9 protein-coding genes and 2 rRNA genes (1 of these 11 running past the window's edge) are annotated in these 18265 nt (G+C 73.2%); 5 read left to right on the forward strand and 6 right to left on the reverse strand.

Translation table 11 applies throughout. From position 1 onward, the window contains the following. Positions 1-45 precede the first annotated feature (45 nt). Both WMF43_RS23245 and WMF43_RS23250 read left to right on the forward strand, forming a co-directional pair. Positions 46-1602, forward strand: a complete 1557-nt coding sequence (locus tag WMF43_RS23245; RefSeq protein WP_437683315.1) for a hypothetical protein — start codon at positions 46-48, stop codon at positions 1600-1602. Between the two features lie 45 nt (positions 1603-1647). Next, positions 1648-2385 carry an ABC transporter ATP-binding protein gene (locus tag WMF43_RS23250; RefSeq protein ID WP_437683316.1) on the forward strand — a complete coding sequence of 246 codons (738 nt, stop codon included), beginning with the start codon at positions 1648-1650 and terminating at the stop codon, positions 2383-2385. Positions 2386-2399: 14 nt separating this feature from the next. Here the strand turns inward: WMF43_RS23250 and WMF43_RS23255 are convergent, their stop codons facing one another. Beyond that, complete coding sequence (locus WMF43_RS23255) at positions 2400-3320, reverse strand: lysophospholipid acyltransferase family protein (protein ID WP_437683317.1); 921 nt, start codon at positions 3318-3320, stop codon at positions 2400-2402. Positions 3321-3525: 205 nt separating this feature from the next. Between WMF43_RS23255 and WMF43_RS23260 the strand changes: the two genes are divergently transcribed. After that, positions 3526-4164, forward strand: coding sequence for a response regulator (locus WMF43_RS23260; protein ID WP_437683318.1), 639 nt, complete (start codon positions 3526-3528; stop codon positions 4162-4164). A 22-nt stretch (positions 4165-4186) separates the two neighbouring features. Here WMF43_RS23260 and WMF43_RS23265 read toward each other — a convergent pair whose 3' ends face one another. Beyond that, positions 4187-4459, reverse strand: coding sequence for a hypothetical protein (locus tag WMF43_RS23265; protein WP_437683319.1), 273 nt, complete (start codon positions 4457-4459; stop codon positions 4187-4189). A gap of 150 nt (positions 4460-4609) precedes the next feature. Here WMF43_RS23265 and WMF43_RS23270 point away from each other — a divergent pair, with 150 nt between their 5' ends. Then, positions 4610-8473 (forward strand): serine/threonine-protein kinase, encoded by a 3864-nt coding sequence (locus WMF43_RS23270; RefSeq protein WP_437683320.1) that lies wholly within the window; start codon positions 4610-4612, stop codon positions 8471-8473. Positions 8474-8512: 39 nt separating this feature from the next. Here the strand turns inward: WMF43_RS23270 and WMF43_RS23275 are convergent, their stop codons facing one another. Continuing rightward, positions 8513-9847 (reverse strand): hypothetical protein, encoded by a 1335-nt coding sequence (locus WMF43_RS23275; protein ID WP_437683321.1) that lies wholly within the window; start codon positions 9845-9847, stop codon positions 8513-8515. Positions 9848-10547: 700 nt separating this feature from the next. On the opposite strand from WMF43_RS23275, the gene WMF43_RS23280 reads away from it, so the two are divergent. Further along, entirely contained in the window at positions 10548-10853 is a 306-nt protein-coding gene (locus WMF43_RS23280; protein ID WP_437683322.1) for a KGG domain-containing protein, read from the forward strand. Positions 10854-11066: 213 nt separating this feature from the next. Here WMF43_RS23280 and WMF43_RS23285 read toward each other — a convergent pair whose 3' ends face one another. From WMF43_RS23285 to WMF43_RS23295, 3 genes are all read right to left on the reverse strand, one after another. Continuing rightward, positions 11067-16031: a DEAD/DEAH box helicase gene (locus WMF43_RS23285; RefSeq protein ID WP_437683323.1), complete on the reverse strand. Its 4965-nt coding sequence runs from the start codon at positions 16029-16031 to the stop codon at positions 11067-11069. A gap of 904 nt (positions 16032-16935) precedes the next feature. Then, positions 16936-17052: ribosomal RNA gene (gene rrf / locus WMF43_RS23290) — 5S ribosomal RNA — on the reverse strand. Positions 17053-17187: 135 nt separating this feature from the next. Further along, positions 17188-18265, reverse strand: a 23S ribosomal RNA gene (locus WMF43_RS23295); it runs 1932 nt beyond the window's last position.

Raw genomic sequence — 18265 nt, forward strand, 5'->3', positions numbered from 1 at the left:
TCTGCTCAGGCCCAGCCCGTTCTTCTGACCCCCTTGCCCGTCGGCATGTCCATCCCCGCTGGCACGCTCCGCGCCGAGATGGAGGCGCGCCGCGCGACCGGTCGCCGCTTCGACGTCCGCGAGGCCATCGGCCTGGCGGTGCCGCTCTGCACGCAGCTCCACGCGCTCCACGCGCAGGGGCGGACCCTGTTCGTGCACCCCTCGTCCCTCGGGTACGGCGCGGGCGGCGCCCTCCAGGTCATCGAGGAGCTCGCGCACAACCCCCCTGCCCTGCCGCGCGACCGCGCCTGCCTCGCGCCCGAGGAGCGCAAGGGCGGCGAGGGCGACGCGCGCGCGAGCGTCTTCGCGGTCGGGGCCATCCTCTACGAGCTGCTCACGAACAGCAGCGTCGGCCCCGGCATGCGGCGGCCGGCGGACGTGGTCCCCGACCTGCCGCCCGCCCTCGAGACCGTGCTCGGCAAGTCGCTCGTCGCCGACCCCAAGCACCGCCCGTCGGATCTCGCCGCCCTCGCGCAGGCGCTCTATCAAATCGTCCCGAGCGCCTCGGAGCAGCCGCCCAGCGCCGACGCCTCGCACCTCGACGGCGACGACGAGTTCGAGGTCGACATCAACCTCTCGATGATGCCCCCGACCGGTCACGCCGAGGAGCCCCGCGTCCCGTCCGCGCCGTCGCTCCCGAAGATCCAGGCCGTCTCCGGGGACGGGCCGTTCGCGGTCGCGATCCCGGTGAACCAGCCGAACCGCATGCCCGGCAACGACCCGACCCGCAAGCTCGCGGATCTCAAGGCCGCGCTCGAGTCCGACCCGCGCCCGCGATACGTCGTCATCAAGGACGGCATGGACCACGGGCCGTTCTCGTCCGTGGAGCTGCTCCAGCAGATCGCGTCCGGCTCCTTCACGGGCGATCAGGTGCTGCGCGACACGTTCTCCGCGGAGGAGCGCGCGATCCAGGACTGGGAGGAGTTCGCCCCGTTCGCCGAGCAGGCGAAGCTGAACCGCGACATCGTGCAGGAGAAGCGCGCGCTCGAGGCCGTGGTCACGGCCGAGAAGCAGGGCACCCAGTACAAGGCGCTGATCGGGATGGCGCTGATGGGCGTCATCCTCGCCGCGGGCGCGGGCTGGTGGTACCGCGAGCGCGCGAACAAGCAGCGGGAGCTCGCCGTACAGGGCGCGACCGACCGCGTCGCGATCGAGGTCGACGCCGGCCTGGAGGGGCAGAAGGGGGCGGCGCGCGCCGGCGGGGCGCGGCCGAGCGGCGGCGGCAGCTTCCCGACCCTCGGCGGCGGCATGAGCTGCGAGGCGGCGCAGGCGCGCTACGTCGAGGAGTACAAGCTCGGCAACAACGGGCCGGCGGACCTCACGGCCGGCGCCTACGGCAACGTGCTGAACCGCGGCACGTACCTGAACGCGTGCAACGTCCCGTCGAGCATGTCCGTGAACGTCTGCGCCGCGGTGCAGAACGGCCGCGCCGTCGGCGTCACCGTCACGACGAGCCCGTCGAACCCGACCGTCTCGGGGTGCATCTCCTCGCAGATCCGCCAGATGTCGTTCCCGTCCCACCCGCGGCTCGACGTGGCCCGGACGACGTTCTCCGCCAACTGACGGTTGCGCGCGCGCCCCGCCCCGCGCCACCGTAGGCGCGACGCGATGATCCGGATCGAGCAGCTGACGAAGAGCTTCGGGGGGCTTCCCGTCCTCCGGGGCGTCGATCTCGAGGTCCCCGCCGGGTGCCTCTACGGGCTCATCGGCCCGGGCGCCTCGGGCAAGAGCGTGCTGCTCAAGACGATCACCGGCCTCGTGCGGCCAGAGCGCGGGCGCGTGCTCGTCGACGGCAAGGACGTGCACGCGCTCAGCGAGATCGAGCTCCAGCAGTTCCGCCTCAAGTTCGGGATGCTGTTCCAGAACAACGCGCTGTTCGACTACATGACCGTGGGCGAGAACATCGCGTTCCCCCTGCGGCGGCTCTACGATCTCAGCGAGGACGAGATCGAGGAGCGCGTGGCGGAGCGGCTCCGGGTGGTGTCGCTGTCGGGCTTCGAGGACCGGATGCCGGCCGGGCTGTCCGGCGGCCAGAAGAAGCGCGTCGGCGTCGCGCGCGCCACCATCGCGCGCGGCGAGATCGTCCTCTACGACGAGCCGGCGGCCGGCCTCGATCCGGTGACGTCGCAGCGCATCTTCGAGCTGCTCCGCGCCGAGCAGCGGGCGATGAACGCGACCGTGGTGATGGTCTCGAGCGACCTCGACCGCCTCCTCACGGTCACCGACCGGGTCGGGATGCTCTACCGCGGCCGGCTCATCTTCGACGGCACCACCGCCGAGGCGAAGGCGAGCGACGACCCCCGCGTCCGGCAGTTCGTCCACGGGCTCACCGAAGGGCCCCTGTAGCGCCTAGCGCTCCCCTAGCGCTCCTCCGCAGGCCCGACCGGGCCCTCCCCCGTGAAGTGGAACCACTGCGTCGGGTGGGCGCGGACGAAGCGCTCCATCGCGCCCATCATCTCGGCGGCCGCCCGGTCGCGCTCCGCCTCGGTGGGGCGGCGCGGGAGCCAGATCGGCGGCGACACGACCGCCTCGTAGTCGAGGAAGCCCAGGCGATGCGTGAACACCGGCAGGATCGGCGCGCCGCTCAGCGCGGCGAGCGCGAGCGGGCCCTCGGGGGCGCGCCAGCGGGCCCCGAGGAAGGTGACCTCGCGGCAGCGCATCCCGGGCGGCACGCGGTCGATCTGCATGGCGACGACGCCGCCGCGCCTCAGGTGGCCGAGGAGGGGCAGCGCGTCGAGGGGCCCGTCGCCGACGTGCACCACCTGGACGCCGGCGCGCTGCCGCGCCTCGTCCTGGATGGCCCGCGCCTCGGCGTCCCGCTCCCGCTGCATCGCGAGCACGACGCCCTCCGGGTGCACCACGCCGAGCACCTGGCCCGCGACGTCCCAGCCGCCCGTGTGCGCCGTGGCGACGAGGACCCCTCGACCGGCCGCGGCGGCCGCGCGGTAGTGCTCGACGCCCCGCGAGCGCCTCGTCAGGGTGTAGCCGCGGCCGCTCGCGAGCAGGAGCGCCTCGGTGATACAGCTCCCGTAGGCGGCGAACACCGCGGCGGTGTCGAGCGCGTCGACGACGCGGGAGCGCGGCCCGCGGATGCGGCGCAGGTTCCGAGCGACGCGGCGGCGCGTCTCCGGGAGCGCGGCCGCGAAGATCGCGCCGAACACCGGCGGGCTGTGGCGCACCCAGGGCTCCGGCCCGCGCGCGACGCCGGCGATGAGGGCGCGCCGCCAGAAGGCCGAGTCGTGTCGGAGGGTGGAGAGGAGAGCTCCTTTCAGGCGGGGCATGAGGCAGCCTATCTAGCGCAAACGAAACGGCCGAGGGAGCGGCGCCCGCCGGCCGCCTCTCGCGCTCGTCCGAGGCGCTCCGGCGAGGAGCAAACGCGGGCCTGGACGAAAACACCGCGTCACCAGGCGGATCCTTACCGAGGAAGCAGGTTCATGGGACACGAAGCCTTTTGTTACAAGGCCCCTGGGCAAGGGGGGTTTCATCATGGATGTTCTGCTCGTCGATGATCAGCACGTCGTGAGAGAGGCGCTGGCGTACGCCCTCGCGGCGCAGGCGGGGGTGGGCGCGGTCGTGCAGGCGGGGAGCGGGCGAGAGGCGCTGCGCGCGCAGGAGCTGCACCGCTGCCACGTGGCGGTGCTCGAGCCCTCCCTCGCGGACCGCAGCGGCACCGAGCTCATCCGGGAGCTCAAGGCCATCGCCGAGCTCCGCGTCGTCGTGCTCTCGATGCACCGGGACGAGTTCCGCGTGGCGGAGGCGATGCGCGCCGGGGCGGACGGGTACCTGTCGAAGCAGAGCCGGCTGGCCGACGTCGTGGAGGCGCTGCGCACCGTGGTCCGCGGGCGCACGGCGGTGTCGCCGGACGTGAGCGCCGCGATGGTGCGCGCGCTCCAGCGGCGCGACGCGGCCGCCCGGGGGGACATGGTGGCCGCCCTGAGCGACCGCGAGCGGCAGGTGCTCCGCCTGCTCGCGATGGGCTGCTCGGCCAAGGAGGCGGCCGTGCGGCTGTCGATCAGCGTGAAGACCGTCGAGACCCACCGGGCGCGCCTCTGCGCGAAGGTGGCGACGCACAGCGTGGCCGACCTCACCCGGCTGGCCGTCCGCTCGGGCCTCGTCGAGGCCTAGAGCGGCGGTCACCCGCCGCAGCTCACGCCGCGGCGATCGCCGACCGCGGAGCGGGCCTGAGCGCCGGCAACGTCTGTCCGATCAACGCCGAGCCGATCGCGAACCCGGAGAGTGTGAGTCTCATGCGGAGCACATCCACCATCCCCTGACGGTGGAGCACGGTCAGCGCGCTGCGGACGTCTCTGCGGCGGACACGGAGCTTTTCGACCAGCGTGTCGAGGGTCTCGGCGCGCCGCTCGGCGTGGGCAAGGGCGAGCGCCTGCAGGAGAGTTGCGGCTAGAATTTTCTTGTCCATGAGAGCACCCTAGGAACCTCGGCGGAATCTATCCAATTTTCGGTGACGATTTCCGTGTGTGGGGAGTCGCCTGACGCCGCCCGCGCGCGCGCACCTGGGCGCCAACCCGCCGCCGGACAGACCGCGAGACGGGGTATGCTGGGGTCGCCCATGCGCGCTGGAGAGATCGTCGGCGACAGATTCGAGATCCAGTGTCTCGCGGGCTCCGGGGGCATGGGGGACGTCTACCGGGCGCGCGATCGCTGGAGCGGCGAGGTGGTCGCGGTGAAGATCCTGCGGCGCACCGGGGAGGCGGAGGCCGGCCGCTTCGCGCGCGAGGTGAAGGCGCTCTCGGCGCTGCAGAATCCAGGGATCGTGCGTTACATCGCCGACGGGGTGACGGGCGCGCACGAGATGTACCTGGCCATGGAGTGGCTCTCGGGCGAGACGCTCTCCCACCGCCTCGCCCGGGCTGAGCTCACCATCGCCGAGAGCGTCACGGTGGGCGTGCGCATCGCCGCGGCGCTCGGCGTCGTCCACCGGGAGGGCATCGTCCACCGCGACCTGAAGCCGAGCAACGTGTTCCTCGCGGGCGGGTCCGTGGAGGGCGTGACGCTGATCGATTTCGGGATCGCGCGGGTCGCGAGCGGCGAGCCGCGGCTCACCGCGACGGGCGCGATGCTGGGCACCCCGGGCTACATGGCGCCGGAGCAGGCGCGCGGCGAGCCCGACATCGACGCGCGCGCGGACATCTTCTCCCTCGGCTGCGTGCTCTTCAAATGCTTCACCGGGCGCGCGCCGTTCCAGGGGCTCGACCCGCTCTCCGTGGCGCTCAAGATCGTGCTCACGGAGCCGCCGCGGCTCCGGGAGCTCCGGGCGGAGCTCCCCCCCGAGCTCGACGCGCTCATCGCCGCGATGCTCTCGAAATCCCGAGACCAGCGCCCGCGCGACGGCGACGCGGTCGCGGCGGCGCTCGCCGGGCTCGGCGAGGGCATGCTCGAGTGGCCCACCGCCTCGTCCAGCGGCCCCCGGTCGCGCGAGCTCACGAGCAGCGAGCGGAAGGTCGTGAGCCTGATCCTGGCGCGCGACGCGGTCGTCGAGGGGGCTGAGGCGCCCCCGGCCGAGGAGCGCGACCGGCGGACGCGGGCGCTCGGCGCGGTGGCGGAGCGCTACCGGGGGCAGCTCGAGATCCTCGCCGACCAGTCGCCGGTGATCGTGCTCTCCAGCGCCGGGGCGCCGACCGATCTCGCGGCGCAGGCGGCGCGCTGCGCGCTCTCCCTGCGCGCGGTGCTCGGGGGAGCGCCGGTCGCGCTCGTCTCGGGGCGGGCGGAGCTGTCTCCGCGGGCGCCCGTCGGCGAGCTGATCGACCGCGCGGTCCTCTTCCTCGCGGCGGATCGCGCGCCCGCCGGGGAGGCCTCGGTCCACATCGACGAGGTGACGGCGGGCCTCCTCGGCAGCCGGTTCGACGTCGCGTCCGACGGCGCCGGGCGGCTGCTGCGCGGGGAGCGGGACGATCTCGACGCGCCGCCGCTCCTGCTCGGCAAGCCGACGGCGTGCGTGGGCCGCGAGCGGGAGATCGCGCTGCTCGAGACGGCGTTCGCCCAGTGCGCCGAGGAGCCGCTGGCCAGCGCGGCGCTCGTCCTCGGGCCGACCGGCTCGGGCAAGTCGCGGCTGCGCCACGAGCTGCTCCAGCGCCTGCGCGCCCGCGGCGAGGGGGCGCAGATCTGGATCGGGCGCGGCGATCCGATGCGCGCCGGCTCCGCGTTCGGGGTGCTCGCGCAGGCGCTGCGGCGCGCGATCGGCCTCGCCGACGACGAGCCGCTCGCGGCGCGGCGGCAGAAGATCCGGGCGCGCGTCGGGCCGCGCGGCGACGGCCCCCGGATCGCCGCGTTCCTCGGGGAGATCGTGGGCGCGCCGTTCCCGGACGAGGAGGACGTGCAGCTCCGCGCCGCGCGGCGGAGCCCGGTGCTCATGAACGACCAGATCCGCGCCGCCTGGGAGGACTTCCTCCGGGCGGAGTGCGCGCGCGGGCCCGTGGTCCTGGTGCTCGAGGACCTCCAGTGGGGCGACCTGCCCACCGTGACGCTCGTGGACGGCGCGCTGCGCAACCTGCGGGAGCTGCCCGTCTTCGTGCTGGCGCTCGGGCGGATGGAGGTGCGCGAGGTCTTCGGCGATCTCTGGGCGAACCGCGGCGCGCTGGAGGTGCGCCTCACGGGGCTGACGCGCCGGGCGAGCGAGCGGCTCGTGCGGCAGGCGCTCGGCCAGGCCGCGGGCGACGCGCTGGTGCAGGCGCTCGTCGACCGCGCCGACGGCAACGCGTTCTACCTGGAGGAGCAGATCCGCGCCGCGGCGGAGGGCAAGGGCGCGGGCGTGCCCGAGACGGTGCTCGTGATGGTGCAGGCGCGGCTCGAGGCGCTGGATCTGGAGGTGCGGCGCGCCCTGCGGGCGGCGAGCGTCTTCGGCGAGACGTTCTGGCAGGGCGGCGTGGCGGCGCTGCTCGGCGGCGCGGAGGTGGCGCGCGCGCTCGACGTGCTCGAGCGGCGCGAGCTCATCGTGCGCGGCAGGGGGGAGAGCCGCGCCGGCGAGATCGAGTACACCTTCCGGCACGCGCTCATCCGGGAGGCGGCCTACGGGATGCTCACGAAGGGCGACCGGGAGCTCGGGCACTTCCTCGCGGGCGAGTGGCTGGAGCGCGCGGGCGAGGACGACGCGGCGCTGCTCGCGGAGCACTTCGAGCGCGGCGGCGATCCGCCGCGGGCCGCGGGCTTCTACCAGCGCGCCGCCGCGCAGGCGCTGCGGGGCAACGACCTCGTCGCCACGCTCGACCGCGCCGAGCGCGGCGTCCGCTGCGGCGCCGCGGGCGAGCTCCTCGGGGCGCTGCGCCTCGTGCAGGCCGAGGCCCACGTCTGGCGCGGCGAGTTCTCGCTCGGCGAGCAGCGCGGCGTCGAGGCGGCGGAGCACCTCCGCCCCGGCTCCGCCGCGTGGTTCTGCGCGGTCCAGCTGGCCGCGGTCGCGGCGGGCAAGCTGGGGAACTTCGATCGCGTCGCGCGCTGGGCCGCGATCGCGAGCGGCGAGCCGCCCGGCGAGGGCGCCGGGAGCGCGCGGCTCGTCTGCCTGGCCGAGTGCGCCGGCATGGCCGCCTTCGGCGGCGACTACGCGGCGGCGGGCGCGCTGATCGACGAGCTGAGCGGCGCGATGGGCGATCAGCGCGCGCCGGACCCGGAGCTCGTGGGGCGGCTGTGTTACGCGCGGTCGGTGCGCTTCCTGGCGAGCGGCGATCTCGGCGCGTGCCTCGACGCGACGGAGGCGTCGCTCGCGGCGTTCGAGCGCGCGGGCGACCGCCGCAACGCGTGCGTCGCGCGGAGCAACCTCGGCTTCTTCTACGCGGAGCTCGGCGCCTTCGAGCGCGCCGAGGAGGTGCTGCGCGCCGCGATGGCCGAGGCGGAGCGCATGGGGCTGCACGATCCCGCGATGCTCGCCCTCGCGAACCTCGGCCACGTGCTCGTCCACCGCGGCCAGCTCGCGGAGGCCAGGCGGGCCCTGCGGCAGGCGGTCGAGGAGGAGGAGCGGCACGGCGACCCGCGCGCCGTGGGCACGTCGCGGACCTACCTCGCCGAGGCGGCGCTCGTCTCCGGCGATCTCGAGGCGGCCGAGCGCGAGGCGCGCGCCGCCGCCGCCGCGCTCGAGGGCGTCCCGCCGCTGCGCGCCGCGGCGCTCGCGGTGGCGTCCCAGGCGCTGCTCGGCGCCGGGCGCGCCGGCGAGGCGCTCGCCGCGGCGGAGGAGGCGATGTCGCTCCTCGCGTCGCTGGGCGCGGTCGAGGAGGGCGAGTCCCTCGTCCACCTCGCCTACGCCGAGTCGCTGGCCGCGAACGGCAGGGCGGCCGAGGCGCGGGCGGCGATCGCCGAGGCGCGCGAGCGGCTGCTCAGCCGCGCCGCCAAGGCGGGCGCGCCGGCCTTCCGCGAGCGCTTCCTCTCCCGCCGCGAGAACACGCGGACGCTGGCGCTCGCCGAGCAGTGGGCCGGCGCGCTCGGGTGACGCTGGGCCGGCGCGCTGCGGTGACGCGCCGAGGGAGGCCTACAGCTTGCCCCGGGTGTGGGCGCGCTGGAGCGTCAGCCGGGGGGGACCGGCGGAGATCTCGAACGCCTCCGGGCGGCCGTCCGGCGCGAGCGCGCCGGTGAGGCGCATCGTGCGGAACGAGACCGTGACGGCGCCCGACGCGTCGCGGGCATAACGCACCTCGGTGGGCTTGGTCGGGTCCATGCCCGGCTCGTACTCCTGCTGTCGGATGTCGAAGGGGCCTTTGTCCTTCAGGAGGCGCGCGAGCTCCGAGGCGATGGAGACCGGCGACGACAGCCCTGATTTGCCCGCCGCGGCGAACGAGCCCTGGACCCTCTTGCCCTCGACGTCTCCCGCGTACTCGTACTGGGAGCCCGCCTTTTGCGACAGCTCCATCCGGTAGTTCGCCTTGCCGCCCGCCATCTCGATCCAGAGGCCGCCCTTGATCCGCCCCTGGGCGTCGAGGAGCACGTTGGAGGCCTTGTCCTCGATCTCCAGGGTCCTCGGATCTCTCGGCAAGAGGGAGGTCGAGCGCGAGAACCAGCGCCGCTGGCCGCCCGGCTCCTTGATCAATTCGTTGGTCTCGAATCCGATAGGCATCTTGTCTGCGCGCAGGATCAGCGTCTCGGTGTACTCGGGCGCCGGCAGCGCGTCCTTCGCCTCGAGCGAGTCGAAGATCCCCTTGGCGAGCCGCTCGAAGGTGCCGATATAACCGAGCTCGTCGTGCAGGCAGGCGACGGGGTGCGACTTGTCCGCGTGCATCGCGATCTTGAGCAGGCCGGCCGCCTTCCCGCCCTCGGTCGGGGCGAAATAGAGGGCTTGAAGGAACACGGCCGGGCTGTCGCGGTGCACGCTGATCTCCCAAGGGACGATGCGCGCGATCTCCACCTTGCCCGGGTCCAGGAGCTCCACGAACTGCCGTATCACCTCGCCCGAGTCGAGCATCGTGTTGTAAACGAAGCACTCGACATGGCTCTCGGTGCCGATGGGAATGGCGAGCGAGACGAGCTTCTCCTTCTCGACGATCTTCGGCGCCTCGGCCGCGAGCGCGCGCGCCGACCAGGCCCCGGCGCGGATCTCTCGGGCGGGCAGCTCCCCGGCCTCGCGGGAGAGCGCCTTGTCCAGATCGAAGGGCTCCTGCTGCGCCGGCGCGGCGCCCTGCGCGGGCTCCTTCGCGGGCGCCGCGCCGGTCGCCCCGCTGCAGCCCGCGAGCAGCGCGAGCGGCAGCGCGGCGAGGCCCGGCCAGCGGAGCCTCCCCGAAGAACGGCTGTGCGGGCGGCGGCGGGAGCTGGTCGTGTTCGGTGCGGAGGCCAGGCCGTCGTCGAGCCCAGCCCCCGGAATCGGAAGCGCCATCGTGAGATTCTCCTGCGGCATCACGCCGCCGCCCAGGAGCACCCTCATCGCGCTCCAATGCCCAGAGGCCTGATGCGCTGCAACGAGACGGCACCGGAACCGCAATGTCAAGACGCGACGCGCCAGCTCCACGTCGCCGAGCGACCGCGGAGCCAGGAGCTCCCGCAAGGATCGTCACCGCACGAGCACAAATTCACAGCTCGACAGGAAAACGGCGCTGATGTGATGAGGCCTGGCCGTGAGCCGCCGGCGCGGCGCCACCTCTCGGACCTTGGCTCCTCAGGCCATTCCGTAGTGAGCCCGCCGTGAAACCTGATGTGCCGTGCAGAAACGAGTCTCTCGCCGGCTCAAAGAGCCTGCGCGCGGGTCGCGATGAGAATTTCAACAAGAAACACACACCGTAGTTCACGTCCGGGTCCGCCCTGGCTGAGCTCGCCGCAGTTGAGGCGGGTCACCACGGGCGCACGCACAGTGAGGCAGTTTGCCGCATCGATGTCTCTACACGAACGTCGCGATGACGGGATGGTCATCAATTGTCCGCGGTCCTTCACTCGTCGGACTCCTCCGAGCTCTCCCGTCTGGCACCCGCGTTGCACGGCTGCCCGGCGTTGCCGGCGGCGCCGGCGCGGTGTGGCTAAGCAGCAGGTAGTCACGTTCGTAGGTGACGTTCACCTTGCAAACAATCGTTGAGGAGTAGATCATGGGACAGAGCAGCGAGAGCAAGCGGGGCTTCGCGGCGATGAACGCGGAGCAGCAGCGCCAGATCGCGAGCCAGGGCGGCAAGGCGGCCCACGAGAAGGGCACGGCGCACGAGTTCACGTCGGAAGAGGCGCGCGCAGCCGGTCGCAAGGGTGGCGAGGCGGTCAGCCAGAACCGCGAGCATATGGCCCAGATCGGCCGCAAGGGCGCCGAGGCACGAAGCCACAGCGCCGCGAACGGGAGCCGCAGCAGAAGCCGCGTCCGTGAGCAACATGGGAGGGTCGACGAGCAAACCCAGGGGAGCTGATCCGTCGGGATCGCGGCGCTCGGTCGCCGAAGCGCCGCAGCAACGAGGAAGAGCCGCCAAGGCACCACGCAGGGAGCCCCTGCCTGATGCCTCGGCGGTTCTTTTGATTTGACATTCTCCGAAGATGGGGTGTGGCTCGGACGCGCGTCCTGAGGTCATCGAAGCGCGGGACGAGAGGAGAGAGGTTCGACGCGTCGAGCGATCGCTGGCCCCCTACCCTTCCTCGAACAGCGCGTCGTCGTCGTCGTCCAGCGCGAGATCGCCGTCGTCGTCCGGCGCGCCGTCATCCTCTGCCGCTGCGCTCTCGGTCGCGCGCGCCGGCGCCATCCGCCATCCGCCGGCCGCCGGGGCGGCGGCCGGAAAGGAGCGCAGCCCGGGCGGCGGCGTGAAGCCCTCGACGTCCTCGAGCGCATTGAGCGGCCCGTCGAGGCCTGCGGCTGCCGCGCGCCGGGCCCAGTCGGGCGCGTTCCCGCCGGGCAGCGCGCGCGGGCGCCACGGGGCGCGCTCGGGCGTCGGGGCGCGCTTGAGGTAGCCGTGTGCGCCGGACGTGAAGCCGGCGTCGGCCAGCGCGCGGGCCAGCGGCGAGCTGTGCGCCGGCTCGCCGTCGATCGTGGCCACGAGCACCGCGCGCCGGCGCCCCTCGGTGACGAGCGCGGCGAGCGCCGACGCGATGGCGCGGATCGCGTCGCCCCGCTCCGGCTCGGCCTCGGGCAGGAACGTGGTGAGGCTCCGCTCGGTGCGGCCCATCCACGCGAGCAGCCTGCCGTCATGCAGGATCACGAGCGCGCCCGCGGCCCGCTGCGGGCGGACCGGGCCGCGGACGGCGCCCTCGGGAGCGCCGTCGCCGCGCTGCGGGAGCTCGGGCCACCGGACGGCGGCGCCCCAGGGGTTGGCCGGGTCCGTGGCGGCGAGGACGAGCGTGCGCGGATCGTCCGACGGCTCGCGGCAGGCGCGGAGGCGATCGTCGGCCCCGGGCACCGCGAACTGCGCGGCGCCGAGGCCCGCGACGAAGTAGCCGCGCCGCGCCTGGCCCGCCTCCTCCATCGCGCGGAGCACGTCGTACACGGCCGAGAACCCGCCGGCGAGGCCCTCCACCGCCGCGGCCTCGCGCGTGAGCACGCCGTGGCGCTCGAGCAGCGCGCGGGCGAGCGCCGCGCGGCGCTCGGTCTCGCCGGGCGCGCGCGGGCTGTCGTCGGCGCCGGGCCCGCGCGCGTCGGCGCCGTCGCCGGGCGCGCGCGAGCCGTCGCCGGGCGCGCGCGCGTCCGGTGAGCCTCCCGGGGGCGCGAGGAGCGACCAGCGCCCCTCGCTGCCCGGCGGGCCGACGCGGCGCGCGCGGAACGCGGGCGTCCCCCGGCCCGCGGTGGGGCGATCGCGATCGCGCCGCCGGCCGCTCGTCCGCGATTCGCGGCCGAGCGCGCGCAGCGGGGCGAGCGTGTCGTTCGTGACCTCGCCGGCCCACACGAGATCCCAGATCGCCGCGAGCAGATCGGCGCCGAACGCGCCCGTCTCCCGCGAGAGATCGGAGAAGAACAGGGCGCCGCGGCGCGCGAGCGCGGCGCGGATGCGCTCGGCGAGCGCCCCCTCCGCGCGGCTGGGCGGCGGGACGAGGTAGGGGTACGCCTCGGCGAGGTAGAGCGCGACGCGGCCGTCGCCGTCGCCGACCGGATCGACGCCGCGCCAGAGGACCTCGCCGGCCGCGCAGAGGGCGTCGAGATCGCCGGGGCGGTAGCCCTCGACCCGGGCGGGCAGGATCTCGGACTCCAGCGCGGAGGCCGGGAGGGGCGCTCCCTGGAGCTGCTCGATCGCGGCGAGCAGCCCGTCGAGGCCGCGCCGGCGGCGATGCAGGCCGTGCCAGTCGGCGAGGAAGCGGGCGTAGGCCTCGGGCGGGACCGGCTCGACCTCGGCGCGGAGCCGGGCGAGGGAGCGGCGCTTCAGCGAGCGCAGGACCTCGGCGTCGCAGTACTCGAGGCCGCGGCCGCCGGGCAGGAACTCGCCCTCGACGACGCGGCCCCGGTCCGCGAGCCGCGCGAGCGCCGAGAACACCGGCGCCGGGCCGAGGCCGAAGCGGCGGGCCACGTCCTCCGCGCGGAAGGGGCCGTGGGTGCGCGCGTAGCGGGCGACGAGCTCGCCGAGCGGATCGGCGGCGGGCTCGAGGAACGCGATCGGCAGGCCGGGCGGCGGCACCACGCCGAGGGCGTCGCGCAGGCGGCCGGCGTCCTCGGCGGCCGCGAGGCGGCGCTCGCCGGCGAGGTGGATCTCGACGGCGCGCCGGTCGCGGACGAGCGCGTCGATCCAGGCGGCGGCGCGCTCCCGGGCGGCGTCGGGCGGCGCGTCGGGCCCCTCGGCGCGCCGGGCGATCTCGTCGCGCGTGAGATCGCCGAGCGAGAGCAGGAGATCGTGCAGGTGGTCCTCGTGCTTGAGCGGCGCGCGGCCGTCGAGCCGCTGGAGCGACGCCTCGAGCGCGGCCACCGCGTCCGCGTCGAACAGCTCGCGCAGCTCGGCCTCGCCGAGCAGCTCGCGCAGGCGGGCGTGATCGATGGCGAGCACCTGCGCCCGGCGCTCGGCGAGCGGGAGGTCGCCCTCGTAGATGAAGTTGCCGGCGTAGGCGAAGAGCAGCGTGGCGGCGAACGGCGAGGGCGCGCGCACGTCGACCGTGACGACGTGGACCTTGCGGGCGGCGATCTGCCGGAGGAGCTCCTCGAGCGCCGTGAGGTCGAAGACGTCGCGCAGGCACTCGCGGTAGGTCTCGAGCAGGATGGGAAAGGACCCGTAGCGCGACGCGACGGCGAGCAGGTCGGCGGCGCGCTTGCGCTGGGCCCAGAGCGGCGAGCGCTTGCCGGGGAACTTGCGGGGCAGGAGGAGCGCCCGGCCGGCGCACTCGCGGAAGCGCGAGGCGAAGAGCGCGGTGTCGCCGAGGCCGCGGACGAGCAGGTCTTCCACCTCGTCGGCCTGGGGCAGGAGCTGCTTCGCGTCGGGGGGCGACTCGGACTCGGGCAGCCGCAGCACGACGCCGTCGTCGGTCCACACGGTGTCGACGGCGAGGCCGAGCTCGAGGCGGCACTTCTCGGCGATGCAGGTCGACAGCGGGGCGTGCACGCGGCCGCCGAACGGGGAGAGGATGCAGATGCGGTAGTCGCCGACCTCGTCGACGAAGCGCTCGAAGACGATGGCGCGGTCGCTCGGGACCTCGCCGGTGGCGGCCGCCTGGTCGCGCACGTAGCGGACGAGGTTCCTGGCCGCGCGCGCGTCGAGGCCGTGCTCGTCGGCGAGGGCGCGCTCGGCCTCGTCGTCCGGCGCGGCGGCGAGCCGTCGGGCGAGCGCGCCGATGGACGTGCCGAGCTCGGCGTTGCGCCCGGCCTGGTCGCCGCGCCAGAAGGGCATCTTGCCGGGCTCGCCGGGCGCGGGGACGACGAGGACCCGGTCGTGGGTGATGTCGGTGATGCGCCACGAGGAGGCGCCGAGGAGGAAGACCTCGCCTTCGCGGGCCTCGAAGACCATCTCTTCGTCGAGCTCGCCGACGCGCCGGCCGGGGCGCGAGGCGTCGCCGCCGGTGTCGAGGAAGACGCCGTAGAGGCCGCGGTCCGGGATGGTGCCGGCGTTGACGACGGCGAGGCGCTTCGCGCCCATGCGGGCGCGCACGGCGCCGCCCACGCGGTCCCAGACGATGCGGGGCCGGAGCTCGGCGAACTCGTCGGAGGGGTAGCGGCCGGAGAGCATGTCGAGCACGCCCTCGAAGCTCGCGCGGGGCAGGTCGGCGAAGGGCGCGGCCCGGCGCACGAGCGCGAACAGGGTGTCGACGTGGAGGGAATCCATCGCGGCGATGGCGACGATCTGCTGGGCGAGGACGTCGAGCGGGTTTCGCGGGTAGAGCGTCGCCTCCACCTTGCCCTGCCGCATGCGGGAGGCGGCGGCGGCGCAGGCGAGGAGGTCGCCGCGGTGCTTGGGGAAGACGATGCCGCGCGAGGTGCCGCCGACCTCGTGGCCGGCGCGGCCGACGCGCTGCAGGCCGGCGGCGACGGAGGGGGGCGCCTCGAGCTGGATCACGAGGTCGACGGCGCCGAGGTCGAGGCCGAGCTCCAGCGACGAGGTGGCGACGATGCAGGGCAGGAGGCCGGCCTTGAGGCGCTCCTCGATCTGCTGGCGCTGCTCGCGGGCGATCGATCCGTGGTGGGCGAGCGCGATCTCGGCGCCGGCGGTGTCGTTGAGCGCGGCGGCGAGGCGCTCGGCGAGGCGCCGGCTGTTCACGAAGATCATCGTGGTGCGGTGGGCGCGGACGAGCTCGACGAGGCGGGGGTGGATGCTCGGCCAGATGGAGCGCTGCGCCGGGTCGGCCGCCCCTGGCAGCGGCCCTTCGCCCGCGCGTGCGACCTCGCCGAGCTTGGTCATGTCCTCGACGGGCACCTCGATGCGGAGCTCGAGCGCCTTGGGCGCGCTCGCGTCGACGAGGGTCACCGGCCGCGGCACGAAGCGCGCGGCGGGACCGGCGCCCTCGATGTCGCCGCCGCCGAGCAGGCGTGCGACCTCGTCGAGCGGCCGCTGGGTGGCCGAGAGGCCGATGCGCTGCATGGGTCGGGGCGCGCTCCGGAGCGCCTCGAGCCGCTCGAGGGTGAGGGCGAGGTGCGCGCCGCGTTTGGTGGCGACGAGCGCGTGGATCTCGTCGACGATGACGGTCTCGACGGCGCGCAGCCGGTCGCGCGCGGCGGCGGTGAGCAGGAGGTAGAGCGACTCCGGGGTGGTGATCAGGATGTCCGGCGGTTTACGCGCGAGCCGAGCGCGGTCTTCGGGCGCGGTGTCGCCGGAGCGGACGCCGACCTGGGGCATGCGGTAGGGCAGTCCGAGGCGTTCGGCTGCGGCGGCGATGCCGGCGAGCGGCGCGCGCAGGTTGCGTTCGACGTCGATGGCGAGCGCCTTGAGGGGCGACACGTACACGACGCGACATCGCTCTGCGGGCTCGGGCTCGGGCGAGGCCATGAGCCGGTCGATGGCGGCGAGGAAGGCGGCGAGCGTCTTGCCGGATCCGGTGGGAGCGAGCAGCAGCGTGGAGGCGCCGTCGAGGATGGGCGGGAAGCCCTGGGCCTGGGCGGGGGTGGGCTCGGCGAAGGCGCCGCGGAACCACGCCTGTGTGGCGGGGTGGAAGCGGGCCAGCGGATCGGGTGCGGGGGAGCGTTTCTTGGCCATCGGCGGCGATCGCGCAGCGCGTCAGAGCCGGTCAGCTCGGCTCCTCGTCCGTGCGTCTCCACGGGTCGCCCTTCCAGAGCGGCGGGTGGGGTCGATGCAAGAGCCATCCCGCACGGCGTGCCGGAGCGCAACCGCTCGTTCAGGAGAGCGGGGGTAGTTCCAAGCGGGGCGCGCCGGCGGGTGGGGTCGCGCGGCGGGGGCGGGCGGGCGCTGGCCAATCGGCAAGACTGGGACGAGGGAGCTTGCGCTGGGAACACCGCCCGGCATGTCTCCCTTCGGGCCTCGCCAGCTGGGAGGTTTCGTTGCGCGCCACACAAGGCGCGCCTGCAGCCTCGAGCCCCCTGAAGCCTTATGGCACCTCGGTCGGTGCTCGGCGCGCCCGCCCGCCCCCGCCGCGCGACCCCACCCGCCGGCGCTTACCATTGGACTATGGAAAGAAGGTTGGGGAGAAGCGCTGGATCCGTTCGATTGACGGTAGGGCCCCGGCAAGAGGTGCGGTGTGGCGACGGACCGTCCTTTAGCGCCAAGTCATCGGGCTGAAGGGCGGTTGAGTGGAGCGCCGGACCCGTTCGATTGACGGTAGGCCTCCGGCGAGGGTGCTCGTCGCGCGGCGCGGGGGACGGGCTGTTGTTTGAGCCCGGATACGTCGTGTCTCCGGAGTGCGCAGCACGGAGGGGACACGACGTCCAAGGCGAGTTCAGCCCGTCCCCCGCGCCGCGCGACGAGCACCCTCGCCGGAGGCCGGGCAGTTCGCGACGCCCTCCCAGCGACCGGGCGATCCGGACCAGCGCCATTGAGCGCGGCCAGAGCCAGCCGAACCAGACCCAAGCCCGGAAGCCCGAAGACAAAGGACAAAAAAAAACCTGCGCACAGCAGGTGCTGCTGTGCGCAGGTCAAGAGAAAATCCCGGCGGCGTCCTACTCTCCCACTAGGTTGCCCTAGCAGTACCATCGGCTCCAAGGAGCTTAACTTCCGAGTTCGGTATGGGATCGGGTGTGACCTCCTCGATATCACCACCGGAAACTTGTGGGTGCGTCCAACTGAAAACCCTGCGGAGCCCGCGTTCACGGTCCTCCACGCAAGGTCAGCGTCAGCTGTGTTGCGCTGCTCGTCACCCGAACTCCGGGCGCGAGGCTTCGATGTTTGCCTTAGAAGTATGGTCAAGCCGCACGACCTATTAGTACCGGTTAGCTCCGCCGATCGCTCGGCTTCCACATCCGGCCTATCAACCTCGTGGTCTACAAGGGGTCTTTAGGGGCCTTGCGGCCCGGGACACCTAGTCTTGAGGCCGGCTTCCCGCTTAGATGCTTTCAGCGGTTATCCGTTCCGTACATGGCTACCCGGCTATGCCCTTGGCAGGACAACCGGCGCACCAGAGGTACGTCCACCCAGGTCCTCTCGTACTATGGGCAGCTCCTCTCAAGTGTCCTACGCCCACGGCAGATAGGGACCAAACTGTCTCACGACGTTTTAAACCCAGCTCGCGTACCGCTTTAATCGGCGAACAGCCGAACCCTTGGGACCTGCTCCAGCCCCAGGATGCGATGGGCCGACATCGAGGTGCCAAACCGCGCCGCCGATATGAACTCTCAGGCGCGATCAGCCTGTTATCCCCAGAGTACCTTTTATCCGATGAGCGATGGCCCTTCCATACAGAACCACCGGATCACTAACGCCTGCTTTCGCACCTGTTCGACCTGTCGGTCTCACAGTTAAGCTCCCTTGTGCGTTTGCACTCTACGCCTGGTTTCCAATCAGGCTGAGGGAACCTTCGCACGCCTCCGTTACTTTTTAGGAGGCGACCGCCCCAGTCAAACTGCCCACCAGGCAGTGTCCCCGACCCAGTTCATGGGTCCAGGTTAGATTTCCAGAATACCCAGGGTGGTATTTCAACGTTGGCTCTGCCGAACCCGGAAGCCCGGCTTCATAGCCTCCCACCTATCCTACGCAGAATATCCCGAAAATCACTGCCAAGTTGCAGTAAAGGTTCATGGGGTCTTTCCGTCTTGCCGCGGGTAGAGGGTATCTTCACCCCCGATACAATTTCGCTGAGTCCCTGGTCGAGACAGCGGGGATGTTGTTATGCCATTCGTGCAGGTCGGAACTTACCCGACAAGGAATTTCGCTACCTTAGGACCGTTATAGTTACGGCCGCCGTTTACTGGGGCTTCGGTTCAGAGCTTCGCTTGCGCTGACTCGTCCCCTTAACCTTCCAGCACCGGGCAGGCATCAGA

It is taken from the genome of Sorangium sp. So ce131 (assembly GCF_051519095.1).
GTDB lineage: Bacteria > Myxococcota_A > Polyangia > Polyangiales > Polyangiaceae > Sorangium.

What these genes read in the sequence shown, in the direction of transcription:
- WMF43_RS23275 (WP_437683321.1), bottom strand. Translation starts at nt 9,847, where the DNA reads ATGGCGCTTCCGATTCCGGGGGCTGGGCTCGACGACGGCCTGGCCTCC.
- WMF43_RS23255 (WP_437683317.1), bottom strand. Translation starts at nt 3,320, where the DNA reads ATGCCCCGCCTGAAAGGAGCTCTCCTCTCCACCCTCCGACACGACTCG.
- WMF43_RS23265 (WP_437683319.1), bottom strand. Translation starts at nt 4,459, where the DNA reads ATGGACAAGAAAATTCTAGCCGCAACTCTCCTGCAGGCGCTCGCCCTT.
- WMF43_RS23280 (WP_437683322.1), top strand. Translation starts at nt 10,548, where the DNA reads ATGGGACAGAGCAGCGAGAGCAAGCGGGGCTTCGCGGCGATGAACGCG.
- WMF43_RS23250 (WP_437683316.1), top strand. Translation starts at nt 1,648, where the DNA reads ATGATCCGGATCGAGCAGCTGACGAAGAGCTTCGGGGGGCTTCCCGTC.
- WMF43_RS23270 (WP_437683320.1), top strand. Translation starts at nt 4,610, where the DNA reads ATGCGCGCTGGAGAGATCGTCGGCGACAGATTCGAGATCCAGTGTCTC.
- WMF43_RS23260 (WP_437683318.1), top strand. Translation starts at nt 3,526, where the DNA reads ATGGATGTTCTGCTCGTCGATGATCAGCACGTCGTGAGAGAGGCGCTG.
- WMF43_RS23285 (WP_437683323.1), bottom strand. Translation starts at nt 16,031, where the DNA reads ATGGCCAAGAAACGCTCCCCCGCACCCGATCCGCTGGCCCGCTTCCAC.
- WMF43_RS23245 (WP_437683315.1), top strand. Translation starts at nt 46, where the DNA reads ATGTCCATCCCCGCTGGCACGCTCCGCGCCGAGATGGAGGCGCGCCGC.